Source organism: Vibrio palustris, assembly GCF_024346995.1.
GTDB lineage: Bacteria > Pseudomonadota > Gammaproteobacteria > Enterobacterales > Vibrionaceae > Vibrio > Vibrio palustris.
In genome coordinates this window covers 508377-524713 of record NZ_AP024888.1, presented here as the reverse complement: position 1 = coordinate 524713, position 16337 = coordinate 508377, and the positions used below count along the sequence as shown (strand labels likewise).

Sequence of the window (16337 nt, the reverse complement as noted above, 5' to 3'; positions counted from 1 at the left end):
GTCGTTATAGTTATATTGTTAACATTAGAGCGCGACGCTAGCGTGAGGCGCGTAATGTTACGTCATGTTGGTATAAGGCTTTAAAACGCGAGTAGCGATGTTGCAACATCGTGTGTCTTTTCTTACCCGGTTGATAGGTATGGTCAACTTCAGGCTTATGGCACACATCAGCAACAGACGTTCCCGTTGCCAAACACGCTAATCGAGCTGCGCCAAGAGCACCGCCAGTTTCACCGCCTTTATGTGTTACAATAGGTAGCGTGAGAATATCGGCGAGAAGCTGAGCCCAATACGGACTGCGTGCACCGCCTCCAACTAGGGAACATGACTTAATGTGCGTGCCACTGTTTTGTAACGCGTGAAGGCCGTCGGCAATACCAAAACTCACACCTTCAAGCACCGCATAGCCAAGCAATGCGCGATGGGTCGAATGGGTTAAATGATAAAATGTGCCGGTTGCCATTGGATCATTGTGAGGAGTACGTTCACCTGATAAGTACGGCAAAAAGAGCGGAGCATGCGCTCTATCTTCATCACTAATATTTTCTATTTCTGACAGTAATTCTGTCTCTGTTACCCCGACGATACGACAAAACCATTGCAAACAACTGGCTGCGCTCAGCATGACGCTCATTTGATGCCAGCGGTGTGGTAAAACATGGCAAAACGTATGCACTGCCGATTGAGGCGCTGGGCGATATTGATCATTGACGACAAATAACACCCCTGACGTCCCTAGCGAGATAAAGGCATCGCCAGGCTCTACAGCTCCAATACCTATCGCACTGACCGCATTATCACCACCACCGCCTGCGACGACAACTGACGAATTCAGTCCCCAGTTTTGTGCAACTTCCTTAGATAACGATGCCGATATGTCACAGCCTTCGATAAGTTCTGGCATGTGTGAACGTGTCAAATCACACTTATCTAGCAAATCATCTGACCAATCACGTTTTGCCACATCTAGCCATAAGGTTCCCGCAGCATCAGACATGTCGGAAATTTTGCGCCCAGTCATCTTAAGGCGCAGGTAGTCTTTAGGCAGTAATACCGTCTTCACACGTGAAAAGTTATCTGGCTCATGTTTACGAACCCACATTAATTTCGGCGCAGTCAAACCCGGCATGGCCAAATTGCCCGCAATCTCATGTAAACTTGGGGCAGCCGCTTCTAGCTCCTTACACTCAGCATAACTGCGCGTATCATTCCACAATATGGCCGGGCGAATAATATTGTCACCTTGGTCAAGTAGTACAGCACCATGCATTTGCCCAGAAATTCCAATCGACTTAATGGCTGACCAATGCTGTACACATTTTTCACGTAACACGCTTATCAAGTTATTCGTTGCTGTCCACCAATCTTGTGGATGTTGCTCTGCCCAGTTGGGATATGGCCGCTCTATGACTAACGGTACACTATGAGTTGCTATGGTTTGACCGCATTCATCGATAACTAACGCTTTTACTTCAGACGTGCCTAAATCAATTCCTAAATACATGCTCTCTCCTTACGCAATCATCTCATTCACAATGCTAATTTTATCGCGTATCAACGTGGCAAATTCAGCTTGTGTGGCTAGTTCACCAAATAGCGCTGCGTTTTGTGTATACACTTGGATTGGATCAGCTGCGTCAAACATCGTGTGCATCGCGCTTTCATCTAACATGCTATCTTGATATTCATACGGCAGTTCTCCTTTATGCCACTGCTGCATAAAAACAAAGAACAAGGCGGGCAGCATCGCTGTTGCATGGGGCGTCATCCCGCGTTGATAACACTCAATCATCGTGGGAGTAATCATCGCGGGAATTTTGGACAAACCATCGGCCGCAACTCTCTGGTTAGTGTCTTTGATATATGGATTGGTAAATCGCTCTAATACGGTCTCAAGATACGCGTGCAGATTAATTCCATTATCACCAAGACAGGGAATCACATCATGGTGCACATAATTATGAGCCACATTGTAGATCGCATCGATCAATGTACTTTCATGAATGAAGGCCTTACTGAGCAACGTCCCAGCCCAAGCAATACAGCTATGGGATGCGTTCAGAATACGAATTTTAGCTTCTTCATAAGGAATAACTGACTCCACCATTTCCACTCCGACGTTTTCAAATTTCGGCCGATTAGCGATAAAGTTATCTTCAATCACCCATTGAATAAAGGTTTCGCCCATCACTGGAGCGCGGTCATCCATCCCTGTTTGCGCTTTCACTCGCGCAGGCAGATCCGGCATCGGACGTGGTGTAATCCGATCCACCATGGTATTCGGACATGTTGTATTCGCACGCACCCACGCGAGGAGATCTGCATTACCTTGTAACGTCAAGCACTCCAACAAGCCATCACGAAAACGCTCACCATTGTGGCGAACGTTGTCACAACTTAATAGTGTCACTGGCCCAGCATGATCATCCATGCGCGCTTGCAATATTTTAATTACCGCCCCATAAATAGTCGCGTGTCCGCCGTTCAAGTCACCAATTAATATTGGATTAGTGACATCTAGCGAATGATCGGTCTTCAAATAGTAGCCTGCTTCGGTCACGGTAAACGCAATCACTTTGGTGCTCGCTTTTGCTCCTTCATTAATCAGCGGCTTGAGATCTGGCTGCCAAGCTAGCAGCGTCTGAATAGATTGAATCACTTCATAGTTACGCTCACCTGCAGGACTCACCGTTTCAAGCATGTATTCACCATTTTGAGAACGTAACGCCTCGATTGTGGCCTCTGCATCATCGCGAATATTCCCAGCTGCAATATGCCAACGAGTATCACCAGACTGCCGTAACTGATGCAGATACCAGGCTTGGTGCGCTCGATGAAATGAACCTAAACCGATATGAAGCCATGTGGTGTAATTGTGCATTGTATTTCCTCGCCTTTATTAATGGCTCAACTTTAACCAAACAATAAATCAATTAACGAGTTATAGATCACAAATGAACAAAAGACCATTGCTTGGTTTTTTGTTCATTTGTGGGTATTTGATTATCATTGCACTTTAGGTTAGTTAGAGAGAAAATAAGCAATATAGAGATGTTAATGGCTAAGCTCGTACCAAAATCATAAAGCGAAGCGTTTGATAAAAAGGAATCTATGTGGCTAAAGAAGATAATCATAAAACTGATCAAATGGTTCGAGCTGCTTGGATGTATTATGTATCTGGGCGCAATCAGCGGGATATCGCACAAGAACTCGGCCTATCAAGACCAGTAGTACAACGTTTGATTGCAACCGCAAAAGAAGAAGGAATTGTATCGGTCAGGCTTCATCATCCAATATCAAGGTGTTTGGATTACGCAGAGTTATTAAAAAAGAAATACCAGTTAGTAGAGTGCAATATCGTGCCCACGACGAATCCCGAAGAAACACTCGATAATGTAGCCTTTGGCTGTTTTCAACTGATCTCAAAATATATCAAAGACCAACAAGCTCAGATCATCGGTATTGGCTCTGGGCTGACGCTAAAAAAAGCGATTAATCGTATTGATTTTGAGTCATCAAACAACCAGTGTGTCGCATTAATTAGTGCGATGGGCATCAACGGCCAATGTAATTACTACGATGATGTACCGCTTATTTTAGCGGGTAAAATTCGAGCCAATTACTTTCAATTACCTGTACCGCGGTATGCTACATCTAGTGATGAACTGGCAATATGGAAAAATATGCGTGTCTTTAAACAAGTAGCGAAGGTCACCGATAAAGCCAATGTGATGTTTGTAGGAATTGGCTCATTAATGAAAACCAGCCCAATCATAAAAGATGGCTTTATCTCATCAGATAAAGGTAAAGAGCTAAATCAGCAAGGCGCGGTTGGTGAGATTTTGGGACGCTTTATCAATGCGCAAGGCGAGATCGTAGCGTGTCAAATCAATCAGTTAATTACCAGTTATGATATACGCAATAACCAATGCCCTCGCATTGGTGCCGCTTGTAGTGAAGATAAGCGGGCCGCTATTCTTGCTTCACTCATTGGTGGGTGGATCAATGGCTTAGTCACCGATGAAGCTACAGCAAGATGGTTATTGACACAATAACCAGCGTAACTGGCAAACACCAGCGACAATCAGCTCGAAGGCTAACCAAACGATTCTCCATTAATAGATAAAAGGACACCTTAGGTGTCCTTTTTAATCATTGAGTATGTCAGCTTTACTTATAAGGCAAGATTACCCGCACCAGCGGTTGCTTTTAAGTAGTCTCCTAACCCTTCTGTTGAGTATAATGTGTAGTTATAAGGGATAGACCAAGATGCTGCGTTTGGAACATCACTTTCTTCTAAGTCCAGAGGCGAGCCGTTAAAGGTTGATCCAGTATCTGTTAACGATGAGTTGCTTTGATAGACTTTCGCAACTTTATATTGCTTGCTCGTTTTAAGGTTATCGATATCAAACACATTGTATTGCGATTGAATCGAACCTTCATAACCCAAACCAAACGAGTACATATAACGATACGTTGGATCTTTGTAATCCCCTTCAAATAAATTGTTGAAGACATGGATGTTACCAAACCGCACACGCGGCGTGCGCTGTGTGATCTTACTGAACACGTTATCGGCAAGTGTGACACGCAAGTGTCCACGATCTTCCGATGCATTACTCTTACTATGGCCAATGAGCATTGTCTTATTATGATTTTTAAACACCGAATATGAGATTGTGACAAAGTCACTTGCGCGTTTAATATCTAGCATTCCATCGTGACGCACATATTCCCACCCATCTTTTTCGCCATAATCGGCGTCCGTAAATGAGCCATCATCAAATGTGACATGATCAACCCAAACATTTTGTGCGTACGCAATCGTCATGCTGTCCCATTCGGCATTCCATCCATCACCTTTTTCAAAATGCGGCTCAACATCAACGGGGCTTTCCAGTGTGAGGTTACGAATGATGACATTATTCGCTTTACGTACAACCAATGAACCATGTTTAAAACCAGCGTCCGCAGTCACACCAATAATTGTGGTATTCGATGGTATCTTCAGTTGCGATCGTGCCTTCTGGTCATCAAAATTGCGATACGGCTGCCCACCGGTAACATCGATTGTTCCTTGCACTTGAATAATACGTGGTTGCTCTTCATCTTTACTGAGTGCTTGTTTAAACTGACTAATATTACTCACAATATAAATATGCTTCGCGTCGGCACGCGCGCCACCGGTGGTACCATTATTTAATGTCGCAAAACCGCTGCTCGCTGCTTCCAATGCAGTATTGGTTAACAATTGATCAGCATTAGCCGTAATAGTAAGAGATGATAAAGCAGCAGTTACCGCCAATATAGAAAGTTTTTTCGAGAAAGAACTCATTCTAATTCCTTAAATATATAGTTTATATAATATGGCATGTTATTAATTAAGACGATACAAACCATAAAAATCGCCTTTCATTACAATTAATAATTATATTATTCACAATTCAATAATGACTAATAAACAACAAATATATACGTCTAAAACCTGATCCCTGCCATATTTATAAAATATTATTGCCATCATAAAATGATTAAGCCAATGTCAATAAAACTAAATAGCCATTTATTAAATAATAATTACTGGTGGAAATTACAACACTTTTAATACCAAACCAGCATAACAACGCTAGCTTGAGCATATTAATTCACACTCATTATCTAAGACCCCTATCTTAGATACTTTCTTGTCTGAGCATACTTTAATCCAGAGAATCGTTGAGCAGTCTCTTTTCATCACACGATTAGGAGGCACCGATAGAAGCGACAAACGCCGATAAAAGACGGCGACCAGTCGCTCAGTCGTTTTCTTGTAATGTTACGTCGTTTCTTGCCGTCTCGCTCGTAGTCATTAACAAAAAGTAATGAGGAGAATTAGGCAATATTTAGCGCCTTGTCGCCGAAAGAGTGGTTCTCATGAAAATAGTATAATTTTATAGTACGAAATCATTCTTAATGACATATTTCTTATTATTAAGAAAAATAGTTTATTCATTGACAATAGTCATGACAAATGTATGTAGATCGTTTAATTTAAGATGTCAACAATACGAGAGATAGTTCATGCTAGCGCTGCGCCTATTATTTACGAGTTTTTTCATCTTGTTATACGGTTTCCCTACGCTCGCAGCTGCGGATTCCCGTCCAATCACCACTCTCGATACTATCGAATATTTTCAAGACCCGCATACGCTATCGCTTGATAAGGCACAAGCCAGATTTCAATTAGGCGATACCCATACCAGCCAGCGCTCATTATTATCATTAGGTATTTCTGACAACGTTACCTGGGTACAACTAAGCGTTACGAATCATGGACAGCGTGTACTTAGTCGACGTTTAACTGTCGGCAAGACATGGATTGACCATATTAATGTTTATCTTTTCCAAAGCGGCCTCTTAGTTCAACACTGGGAAACTGGGGATAGCCATCTGCCAGCAGATGAACACTTAGTGCCAGGCTTAGGCTATACAATCTCGATGAAAATCCCACCAGGAAAACATCATATCCTCATATCGGCCTCTTCGAATGATCCAATGACCTTGCCAATTCAGCTACTGTCACCTCAGGAAGCAACGAATAACGATACATTTATTCATTTTAGTAGCGCGTTTGTGTATGGCATCCTTGCGTCATTGATTGGCTTTAACTTAGTTTTATATATCACGCTAAAACAGCCTTATCCGTTATTTTACTGCTTGTATATTAGTTGCTTTATCTGTGTAAATATTACCTACAACGGTTATGGTTTTGCGTGGATTTATCCTAACTCTACATTTCTTCAAGATTATGCGACCCTAGCATTGATGATATTGCATGGTATTAGTGGGGTTGCATTTGTAGTTAGCTACCTTGATGTATCACGCCATATACCAAAGATTTACAAACTATTAATCTTCTATAGTTTATGTGGCATAGTGGTTTTTATATATTACGCCTATCAATTTGACCATATAAATACAACACGCTTTGCGTTTAGCTATTTAACACTGTCTTCTATTCTAATGATTATTACTGGCTTATTGAGCATTAATAAAATTAAAGATGCAAAAAGTTTTTCATTTTCTGTACTGTGCAGTATGGTTGGTTTATTAACGACCACCTTTACCATATGGGGGTTTATTCCATACAACTATTATACTTATCATGGCGCCGTATTGGGTGTGTTGTGTGAAGCAATTATTTTAGCCATTATTATTACGATCCGTTTAAAAGATATTGAAAGTGAAAGAATTAAAAATAAACACTTGTCTTGTTATGATCCACTTACCAATCTTTATAATCGTCGGGCGTTTTATCAATATGGCCCCCCCACGCTTGAATCGGCTTACGATGAGAAAACATCACTGGCCTGTGTCATGATGGACCTCGACCATTTTAAGATTATTAATGATACCTATGGGCATGATACGGGCGATCAGGTGTTACTACATATCGCTCATATCCTTACTAATAACTTACGTGAGGACGATATCATCGCCCGGTGGGGAGGAGAAGAAATTGTTATTTTACTACCTAACACCACCATGGCCGAAGCGAGTATACTGATGGAAAGAATCCGACTAACGTTAGAAAATACACCACTGCGCACGGTTAAAGGAATGATTACGGTCACCGCAAGCTTTGGTCTTTCAGAGTTGATTCGCAATGATACCTTAGAGCATTTACTGAGCCGAGCAGACCAACAGCTTTTTATTGCGAAACAAGCTGGGCGCAATCGAATCAGCCAAACTGACGCTTTATTAAGTTAGTATTAAAAGAAAAACGTCAGTTAAGTGCTCATCCAAAAGCGAGCATCCACCCCACTCTGTTTCCTAAGGTTGTTTCTGCGACTTTCGTCTTACGCCGTGCCAATAGGTAGGCCAAGGTGTTTGTTTACCTAAATTACTCAATAACGAGGCAATAAACACCAGTCCAACACTTCCGAACAATACCGGAGTCACCAGAAAACTCAGCCCTATGACACTTTTTCCGGCAAGGATGATGACAATCGGATTTGCCCCCGCAGGTGGGTGAACCACACGCAAAGCCTGCATCAACATGATCGCTAGTCCAACAGCAAGCGCCAATGCCAGCGGTGAGTTTCCAGCCAAATACAACACCATGATGCCAATAAGTGCTGTCACCATATGACCTCCAATCACGTTACGAGGTTGTGCTAACGGCGAAGCGGGTACCGCGAATAACAACACACAAGTCGCTCCAAATGGCGCCATTAGCCAAGGCACGCCCGTGTATTCGCCGAGCATCGCTAACATGAAGATCCCCGTAGTTCCTCCCACTAACCCATTACATAATTGCCGCCACGAAGCTCGATCAGGCAATGTGCCACCGCCTTTCAACTTATTCATATTCCTTTCCTTTTGATTCAAAATGTTAAATGTTAAATGTGTACAGATATGTACACTTGCATTTATAGTACAGATCTGTTCACATAGTGCAAACACTTTTTTAAGTGGTGGGAAGTGAGGAACGTATGAGTAAAAAAGAGCACATCCTCGATGTCGCACAGCAGTTATTTAATTTACATGGCTACACTGCTGTCGGCGTTGATTGGATTAGAGACAGTGCAGGCGTTTCCAAAACGTCGATGTATCGCCACTTTGCTGGTAAGAATAAAATGATTGAAGCCGTACTTCATCGCCGTCATCAAGACTTTGAAGAAAGTTTAACGGCGTGTATTAGCAAGGTATCTGGTTGCGAAGCAAAACTGAATTCACTTCTCGATTGGCATTTAGCGTGGTTCAAAAGTCCATGTTTTCACGGATGTATGTTCATGCATGCAACCGCCGAATTTAAATCGTCGGATACGGAGATTATTCACATTGCTAAACATCATAAGCAGTGGCTAAAAGGCTTAATTCAAGAATGCTTAGCCAAGCCCGACATGACGACTACCTCACAACAAGCCGAAGCGATTATGGTGTTGCTAGAAGGGATGATTGTGCGTGCCGAATTTGATGACTTACCAAAAAATAGTGACGTTTTTCGAGATCTCATGCTCAGCATTGCCGGTTTACCTGCCGACAAAGCGCTAGAACTACAAAATTAAGTCCCCCATCGCTAAGGAAAAACCATGAACTGGGATGATGCCAAGTACTTTTGTGAAATAGCCAAATGTCATAGCTTGCGCGGCGCTGCACGGGCATTGAAGGTCGACCAAGCCACTGTAGGTCGTCGTTTGAATGCATTGGAACGTCAACTCGGACAAAAGCTGTTTCACCGCACCACTAAAGCGTTAAGCTTGACCGAATTTGGGGCTTCACTGTTGCCTGATATTACCGCCATTGATAAGAAATTTGCGCTAATCCAAAGAAAAAGTGACAGTGCAACAAATGCAATGACTGGCTCGGTAACCATTGCAACCACAGATACACTCGCCCACTTTTTTTTAATTCCCGCAATACAACGTATACAATCGTTGAATCCACAACTGACGATTAAGCTGAAAACCGGCGTTGCGATCACTGATATCGGTAGTTTAGAAGCCGACATCGCGATTCGTGGTCAGCGCCCGAGTGATAATGATCTCGTCGTACGTAAGCTCGCGACCATCACCATGGGATTGTATGCTTCTCCCGAGCTAGCGGCGAATCACTCGCTCAACTCTCTCGATGATGTCCGGTCATTCAATCAGCTGATTATGTTTCATCAACAAGCCGTGCCACGTCACTGGCATCAAGTATTCGATGGAACCATTGATGCCAGCCAAGTCGTGATGGAGTGTGATTCACAGCATGCAATAATTGAAGGTGTACGTGCCTCATTAGGGATCGGTCTCATCTCCAATTTTATGGTGCCAGACAACGATCCCAGCTTAGTTAAACTGATTCCTGAATTTAACGATTACGTCGATATCTGGTTAGTTTTACATCCAGATTTAACCCATACACCGAAATATCGCTTAGTGATTGACGAAATTGTTAAACAATTCACGAGCTTTTATGAGTCTTAATACTCTTTGCGACAGTCGTCAGTATATCGCTAATTAACGATATACTGACGATAATAGTATTTAACTCTCTGACGATAACCAGGCAACACGCTGCTTACTGATCGTAGCAAGTAGCCCGACTTCTACTAGGCTAAATACGACTAAGGCGCCCAACATAACCCGAGTCAGACCCAGTATATCGACCCCACAACCTAAAATGATCGGCACCCAATTGGCGGTATAAGCAACCAGATAAAATAGCGCAATGCTTTTGGCATGATTAGCCGGTGTCGCCATCTGATTCACCCAGCGCGCCGATCCAACAAATAATGCACCATATGCAAACCCGGCCAAGATCACACCAACACATGCTAACAACGCCGATGACCAAGCAATAGCACTGCCAATGATGACAAACGAGAGAATTTGAATCAGATAACCATATTGAACCGATACTAACGCCGTCCATTTTTTGCACACTATTTGGCTAATTCCTGCAATCAATAAATAAAAGGTAACGAGAAATGAAAAGTATAAGTTGCTATTGCTTGCACCATGATAAAAGCGTTGCGACAAATTCGGACCAAAGGTCAAAATACATGCCGCGACCATCCAGCATAAAAATAATGTCGCAGCACACAAAGCAAAGACCGGACGATTTTCAATGTTACCAGCAGATAGGTTGGCCGATATTTTCTCCGCTGACACGGTTTTCAGTGCTCGCGGCCAGCATTTAAGCACGCCCAAAAACGCCACACACGCCATCAGAGAAATCACAAGAAAAGGCGCCTGCGCCGGATAAAACTCATAATGTATCGCAAGTCCAGTTAAAAGTGGTCCAATCGATAAACCTAACGTAAACGATAATACTGCAATAAGGGCGGCAGTTTTACCTTTATCATTCGGCCCTATTTTGGCTAAAGACACATTGGCAGCCCCCGTCAATGCGCCAGTTCCTATACCAGTAAGAAGACGAGCCACAAACAACGAAGCAAAAGAATCAGCAAAACAAAAGACAATGCCTGCCACTAGCACAACACCGAGTGCGGGTAGAATAAAAACGCGTTTATCCGTAATGCGTTTCGCCAATTGTCCGACGACCAGTAATGAAACAATGACTCCAGCAGCGTAAGCACCATAAATCACGCTAAGCATGGTTGAACTTAATCCAAAGCGGTCTTGATAGTAAGGATATAGTGGCGTGGGTGCACTACTATTAATAAGTGCCGTCACTAATGATAATGCGAGAAAAAATAGAATGGGTTTATGATCCGCTGCCTTAGCAACTTGTTGATCATTGTTATTCATTATCGAATGGGACATTGATTCCTCCTTTGTTGTATGCATTTTTGCATGCACACTATCCGTAGAAAATACCCATAAATGCAGCAGTTATAGATACAAATGCTGCTGTTCAATGCGTTATGATTATGCTTATTTAACCTATCTTCTTAGTAAGGTCATGAGCATACCAAGCTATCTAGCCAGCCCGATCACGATGAAGTCACACGCACCGGGCAATATAGCGCCGACGACCCGTATTCATTGCCCCATCAATAAAAAAAGAGTGAAGCTTGCGCTTCACTCTTATTCTTATCTCAAATTAAGCACTGTCAGTTCAAGGCTTAAGGCGTCGCTTCTGTTTGTGAACGCAACGCTTTCACTTCATCAGGTGTGACCTTGGCCTCTTTTTGACCATAGTTTTTTGTCACAAAGTTAACGATGTCTGCAACATTTTGGTCAGACAATTGACGACCAAACGCAGGCATCATCACATCAGCGGATTGTGTCTTACGATGCACCCCAGTCAAGATCACTTGAATGAGGTTATTTGGCTTGTTACTGCCCACCACACTGTTGTGGTAAAGCGAAGGATAGTAACCATCCGGCGAACCACCACCATCGGCGCCATGACACGCTGCACAGTTGCCCATGTACAACGATTGTACTTGCTGATCTTTCGTCAGTTTATCTAAAGGGACACCGCGTACAGCCATATCTTGAGGCTTTGCTTGCCCTTGCGTAAACCGAGATGGCCCTTCTTGGCTGACGGCTGGTACCGAGCGTAAATACGTCGCGATAGCATTAAGATCGTCATCACTCATGTATTGAAAGCTATGCTCTACGGCTTCGCCCATGGTACCTGCTGCTTGCGCTTTACCCGCTACTGAGCCCGTTTTTAGGTATTGAACAATCTCTTGATTACTCCATGAGCCTAAACCATGTTTATCATCACTGGTGATATTAAAGGCATGCCAACCACCTAAATCGGCCCCCGATAAAAACCCTTTCGTTTGTTCATCACCGGCAATAGGTTGCATAGCAATACCACGTGGCGTATGACACGTTCCACAGTGTGTCGCACCTTGCACTAGATACGCACCACGGTTCCATTCGGCACTCTTATCCGGATTCTCCTGATAAGCACCTTGAGTATGGAACATCCAGTTCCAAATCGATAAAGGCCAGCGCATAGCTAATATTGCAGGAATATCACTCTCATGGTTTTCCTGCTTGATTGGTTTAACTTCGTGCATAAAGTAGTCATATAATGCACTAATATCATCATCAGATAACTTGGTGTATTCGGTGTAAGGCATCGCTGGATACAGGTTACTGCCATCTTTACGGATACCTTGGCGTAGCACACGCTTAAAATCTGCCAAGCTATAATTGCCAATCCCGGTTTGTTTATCAGGAGTGATGTTCGTTGAATACAATGTACCAATTGGCAATGGCATTGCTAGCCCCCCTGCAAACGGTTGACTTTCATCTGTCGTGTGGCATGCAGTACAATCCGACATAGTTGCGATATACTTGCCACGACTCATTCCTTCAGGAATGTCAGTCGTCTTAATTTGCTGGATATCGGCAGGTGAATGGGTCGTGGGTTGCCAAAGACCACTCACAATCGCGCCAACACCAATAAATACGACAAGAATCACTGCGATAAACAGACTTCTATAGCGCATGTTATACCTCCTTGCTGAGTGTGTCGGCGATACGCAGAGCCAGAGCAGCTATCGTTAATGTACAATTAACTGTCCCTACCGTCGGCATCGTGCCTGAACTGGCAATAAATAGATTATCGTGATCATGGGTACGGCAATCACTATCGACGACGCTGTCTTTAGGATCTGAGCCCATTAACACCGTACCGCAGATATGCTGGTTGTTTGAGAATTCGTCGCGATATTGAATCTCAGTCCCGCCCATAAGCTTGGCAATTTTGCCATACGCTTCACGGGTATGTACCGCACTACGCTTAACGTAATCATCAATGGCGTAATGAAATTCAGGTTTAGCGATACCCATTGCATCTTTCTGATTAGCACTAGGAACAATACGGTTCTCAGGATGAGGCAGTAACTCATGGAAACTATCTAACTGCACAAATCGAGCCGCTTTATCACGAATTTCGTTATCCAGAACATCGCCCAAGCGTAACTGATCTTGCGCTAGAATTTCTGCCGTCACTTGATCGGTGCGATTCATATTCGACAAGTGCAATTTTTTACCTGCATATTGAGAGCGGAAATCACCATCTCGCCAGCCAACAATCGACGTCATTTCCTGAGCGCCACGTCCTGGCCACAGTTTTTCACTCGCGTAAAAACGAATACCAGTACCTGGGTGGTCCATCAAATTACGACCAACCATATCAGAGCTATTGCCCACATCTGACATCAGCATCAATTTTGGCGTTTCAATGCCATTCGCAGCCAATACAAAATAGTCACCTTCCACTTTCACTGACTCGCCATCAGGAGTGTAATAATGCACGGCAACAATTTTATTGTTCGCCCCTTTTTCTACTTTGTAGACGACCGCTTGATCGATAACCGTTGCGCCGTTCGCTTCGGCTTTCTCAACATGAGTAATGCCGTTATACATCGCGCCTATCGGACAAATCGGCATACAGTTATTATTGCCACAACAGGTAGGACGATTATCATAAGGACGACTGTTACGTGCGACGGGTTCTGTAACAACATAAAAATCGTTCTGATTTAAACGATCTTTAATTACTTTTTCATTGTACGAGATCGGCAGTGGAGACATCGGGTAAGGATGAGAACGTGGTGAACCTAACTCTTCATCATTGGGCCCCCACACACCGAGTTCTTCTTCTGCTCGTTGATACCAAAACTCTAGATCTTTATATTCTAGTGGCCAATCACGTCCAATCCCATAGATAGACTGTAATTTAAAATCGTTAGGGATGAAGCGCCATGCGGAAGCAGCCCAATGCCAAGTTGTACCACCAACAGCACGAATGTATTGAGCATCATAAGCTTGCTCACCTTTTTGAATTAAATACCCGTTATTAGGGTTAAATTCAGGGTGCGGCGCATATGGCGTGGACGGATAAGGCGCCATAAAGTCAGATTTATTCGGCTGATTACGAAAACGTTCGACAATTTCGCCGCGCGAATACCGAGGCCCAGCTTCTAATATCAGTACAGACTTCCCCGCTTTCGCGAGTTCATTAGCGACTAAGCCGCCTGCGACTCCGGAACCAACAACAACAACGTCTGCTTTTTTAGTAGTCATTATGCGTTTTTCTCCATAGGTTTAGCGGCCCAAAAGCCCGGCTTATTCGGACAATAGCTACGTGGTGTGAGTACCTCTTCTACTGCAGAAAATTCAAAAGCGTTACGATAAGTAACTACCTGAGCCTCTGGACCATCGCCGACGATGCCTGTGTACCAAGCCGATAAAATAGTTTTTGCTGTTTGTTGAGATTCAGGACTCAATTTATCGGCAAAGTTCTGCGTCTTAAATTGATTCATTTCTTGCTCTAGTGTCATAACTTGCTGTGCAAATCCACGATGGGTTGCTTGCAGCGCCTGATAAAAACGTTGAACTAGCATCTCAGGCAATACGTCTCGCTGCGTGAGTGCTTTTGACACAGAGACAAACGCGTCTGGCACATCATCTCTTAGGGAATCAGCTATAACATTAAAGGTTGGAAAAAGGGACAATAGGCTGGTCGAAGCAAGCCCTTTGATGATATTACGTCGCGTCTTATCATGGGATGATGACGGATTTTTTGAAGAATCATTGTTCATAGCGCACCCGTGTATTCTGCATTTACTGCTTATTCTGAGTTGTATGTAATCGTGGTGATAATAAAAAACGAGGCTAATGATTAACCTCGCTTTAACTTACACTTACTCATTGTAACAGAAAGTAACGGTATTTCCATCGTTGCTAATATACACTATGTCTATGACAAACTTATCAATAATATCTTTTGCCCTCATTAAGTCTATCGTCTTATTGATACCGGTGAATCTTTACATCTGTACACGATAATAGAATAAACAACTGACAATAGTTGTTTATTATACGTTGTCATTCTCGCTACGATTAAATGAATACATTCGCACTTCATCACGAGCAAACCAACCCAATTTCTCGTAAAAATGCTGAGCTTGTGTGTTGTCATTTAGTACAAATAGATGCGTTTTGGCAATACCTTGTTCGGCTAACTGGTTCAAAGAGCGATCAATGAGCTGGCGAGCGATTCCCTGACCACGATAATGCGAATGTACCGCCAAATGCTGCAGATAGCCACGCCGTCCATCGGTCCCCACTAACACGGCTCCTACTAGAATAGTAGACTGCCAAGCCACATAACTGAGTCGAGGATTATGTGCTAAATACCGCGCAATATGTTCTTTTGAGTCGGCATCTTTGAGGCTCAAGCCCTCAGCTTCGCTCCATAACGCCATAACTGCGTCATAATCGCTTAATTGCATTTCACGATATGTGATATTGCCCTCGTTCATTGAACTCTTTCTCCTTGGCTTTATTAAGTAACATCCTTTAACAAATCGCGATAATAGTATGCCCGTTGGCTAGTACTTCTGCGATTTCTGCGCCCTCTAACATTTGTCCTAATGGCGATTGATCTGTGACAACGGTTATCGTTTGCTCACTTACGCTAGCATATTTTAATCGTGCCCCGCCACATACTGGTAATAACCAGTAGACTTGATTATTACTCAGTGTCACCAGTGCGCCATAGCCAATTTCATCGTTATCGGTAAAATCACGTAATGCCAACGCGCTTAAACGTTGAATCATCACATCACATTCCATGACTCGTTGCGATTGACCATGCGCGAGATAAGCGGCTTCTAAACCCACCGTATCATATTGAGTTTCTGCGACACTTTGCTCATGCGTCGCCGCATCATGAGCGCTATCAGCGGCGGTCAATGCATTGGCACGTTGATCGTGCAATATTTGTAGTAACTGTTGACGCAAGGATTGTTTATTAATCATCAGAGTATGTGCAATAAAAAGGACATCATACCCAAATCTTATACTAAGTACGATTGGTACCGCCGATATTACGCTGATGACCAATGATACGCATAAAAAAACGCCGCTTAT

14 protein-coding genes are annotated in these 16337 nt (G+C 43.3%); 4 read left to right on the top strand and 10 right to left on the bottom strand.

Annotated features, from left to right (window positions below; all coding sequences use genetic code 11):
• Positions 1-37: 37 nt before the first annotated feature.
• Positions 38-1504, bottom strand: coding sequence for a xylulokinase (gene xylB / locus OCU30_RS14710; RefSeq protein WP_077314307.1), 1467 nt, complete (start codon positions 1502-1504; stop codon positions 38-40).
• A gap of 9 nt (positions 1505-1513) precedes the next feature.
• Entirely contained in the window at positions 1514-2881 is a 1368-nt protein-coding gene (gene dalD / locus OCU30_RS14705) for a D-arabinitol 4-dehydrogenase (RefSeq protein WP_077314308.1), read from the bottom strand.
• A 232-nt stretch (positions 2882-3113) separates the two neighbouring features.
• Here dalD and OCU30_RS14700 point away from each other — a divergent pair, with 232 nt between their 5' ends.
• Complete coding sequence (locus OCU30_RS14700; protein WP_077314309.1) at positions 3114-4055, top strand: sugar-binding transcriptional regulator; 942 nt, start codon at positions 3114-3116, stop codon at positions 4053-4055.
• 119 nt (positions 4056-4174) lie between these two features.
• Here OCU30_RS14700 and OCU30_RS14695 read toward each other — a convergent pair whose 3' ends face one another.
• On the bottom strand, positions 4175-5335 hold the full coding sequence (locus OCU30_RS14695; RefSeq protein WP_077314310.1) for a pectate lyase family protein: 1161 nt from the start codon (positions 5333-5335) through the stop codon (positions 4175-4177).
• Between the two features lie 725 nt (positions 5336-6060).
• On the opposite strand from OCU30_RS14695, the gene OCU30_RS14690 reads away from it, so the two are divergent.
• Positions 6061-7749, top strand: a complete 1689-nt coding sequence (locus tag OCU30_RS14690; protein ID WP_077314311.1) for a sensor domain-containing diguanylate cyclase — start codon at positions 6061-6063, stop codon at positions 7747-7749.
• A gap of 63 nt (positions 7750-7812) precedes the next feature.
• Here the strand turns inward: OCU30_RS14690 and OCU30_RS14685 are convergent, their stop codons facing one another.
• On the bottom strand, positions 7813-8349 hold the full coding sequence (locus OCU30_RS14685) for an HPP family protein (protein WP_077314312.1): 537 nt from the start codon (positions 8347-8349) through the stop codon (positions 7813-7815).
• A gap of 125 nt (positions 8350-8474) precedes the next feature.
• Between OCU30_RS14685 and OCU30_RS14680 the strand changes: the two genes are divergently transcribed.
• The gene (locus tag OCU30_RS14680) at positions 8475-9050 is read left to right on the top strand and encodes a TetR/AcrR family transcriptional regulator (protein ID WP_077314313.1); all 576 of its coding nucleotides are present in this window, start codon (positions 8475-8477) and stop codon (positions 9048-9050) included.
• 24 nt (positions 9051-9074) lie between these two features.
• Positions 9075-9953, top strand: a complete 879-nt coding sequence (locus tag OCU30_RS14675) for a LysR family transcriptional regulator (RefSeq protein WP_077314314.1) — start codon at positions 9075-9077, stop codon at positions 9951-9953.
• A 60-nt stretch (positions 9954-10013) separates the two neighbouring features.
• On the opposite strand, the gene OCU30_RS14670 is transcribed toward OCU30_RS14675, so the two are convergent.
• The 6 genes from OCU30_RS14670 to OCU30_RS14645 all read right to left on the bottom strand — a co-directional run bounded on the left by OCU30_RS14670 (position 10014) and on the right by OCU30_RS14645 (position 16226).
• A complete protein-coding gene (locus tag OCU30_RS14670; protein WP_159439124.1) occupies positions 10014-11255 on the bottom strand; it encodes an MFS transporter in 1242 nt (413 codons plus the stop codon).
• A gap of 302 nt (positions 11256-11557) precedes the next feature.
• Entirely contained in the window at positions 11558-12904 is a 1347-nt protein-coding gene (locus OCU30_RS14665) for a c-type cytochrome (RefSeq protein ID WP_077314316.1), read from the bottom strand.
• 1 nt (position 12905) lies between these two features.
• Complete coding sequence (locus OCU30_RS14660) at positions 12906-14486, bottom strand: GMC family oxidoreductase (RefSeq protein ID WP_077314317.1); 1581 nt, start codon at positions 14484-14486, stop codon at positions 12906-12908.
• Positions 14486-15004, bottom strand: a complete 519-nt coding sequence (locus tag OCU30_RS14655) for a sugar dehydrogenase complex small subunit (RefSeq protein WP_077314318.1) — start codon at positions 15002-15004, stop codon at positions 14486-14488. Before OCU30_RS14655 ends, OCU30_RS14660 begins: the two co-directional genes overlap by 1 nt.
• Before the next feature lie 276 nt (positions 15005-15280).
• Positions 15281-15727: a GNAT family N-acetyltransferase gene (locus OCU30_RS14650; RefSeq protein ID WP_338061953.1), complete on the bottom strand. Its 447-nt coding sequence runs from the start codon at positions 15725-15727 to the stop codon at positions 15281-15283.
• A gap of 37 nt (positions 15728-15764) precedes the next feature.
• On the bottom strand, positions 15765-16226 hold the full coding sequence (locus OCU30_RS14645) for a hypothetical protein (protein ID WP_077314319.1): 462 nt from the start codon (positions 16224-16226) through the stop codon (positions 15765-15767).
• Positions 16227-16337: the final 111 nt, after the last annotated feature.

Bases quoted from the DNA above. Each gene is read 5' to 3' on its own strand.
- xylB (WP_077314307.1), bottom strand. From the start codon at position 1,504: ATGTATTTAGGAATTGATTTAGGCACGTCTGAAGTAAAAGCGTTAGTT.
- dalD (WP_077314308.1), bottom strand. From the start codon at position 2,881: ATGCACAATTACACCACATGGCTTCATATCGGTTTAGGTTCATTTCAT.
- OCU30_RS14695 (WP_077314310.1), bottom strand. From the start codon at position 5,335: ATGAGTTCTTTCTCGAAAAAACTTTCTATATTGGCGGTAACTGCTGCT.
- OCU30_RS14690 (WP_077314311.1), top strand. From the start codon at position 6,061: ATGCTAGCGCTGCGCCTATTATTTACGAGTTTTTTCATCTTGTTATAC.
- OCU30_RS14685 (WP_077314312.1), bottom strand. From the start codon at position 8,349: ATGAATAAGTTGAAAGGCGGTGGCACATTGCCTGATCGAGCTTCGTGG.
- OCU30_RS14680 (WP_077314313.1), top strand. From the start codon at position 8,475: ATGAGTAAAAAAGAGCACATCCTCGATGTCGCACAGCAGTTATTTAAT.
- OCU30_RS14675 (WP_077314314.1), top strand. From the start codon at position 9,075: ATGAACTGGGATGATGCCAAGTACTTTTGTGAAATAGCCAAATGTCAT.
- OCU30_RS14670 (WP_159439124.1), bottom strand. From the start codon at position 11,255: ATGTCCCATTCGATAATGAATAACAATGATCAACAAGTTGCTAAGGCA.
- OCU30_RS14665 (WP_077314316.1), bottom strand. From the start codon at position 12,904: ATGCGCTATAGAAGTCTGTTTATCGCAGTGATTCTTGTCGTATTTATT.
- OCU30_RS14660 (WP_077314317.1), bottom strand. From the start codon at position 14,486: ATGACTACTAAAAAAGCAGACGTTGTTGTTGTTGGTTCCGGAGTCGCA.
- OCU30_RS14655 (WP_077314318.1), bottom strand. From the start codon at position 15,004: ATGAACAATGATTCTTCAAAAAATCCGTCATCATCCCATGATAAGACG.
- OCU30_RS14650 (WP_338061953.1), bottom strand. From the start codon at position 15,727: ATGAACGAGGGCAATATCACATATCGTGAAATGCAATTAAGCGATTAT.
- OCU30_RS14645 (WP_077314319.1), bottom strand. From the start codon at position 16,226: ATGATTAATAAACAATCCTTGCGTCAACAGTTACTACAAATATTGCAC.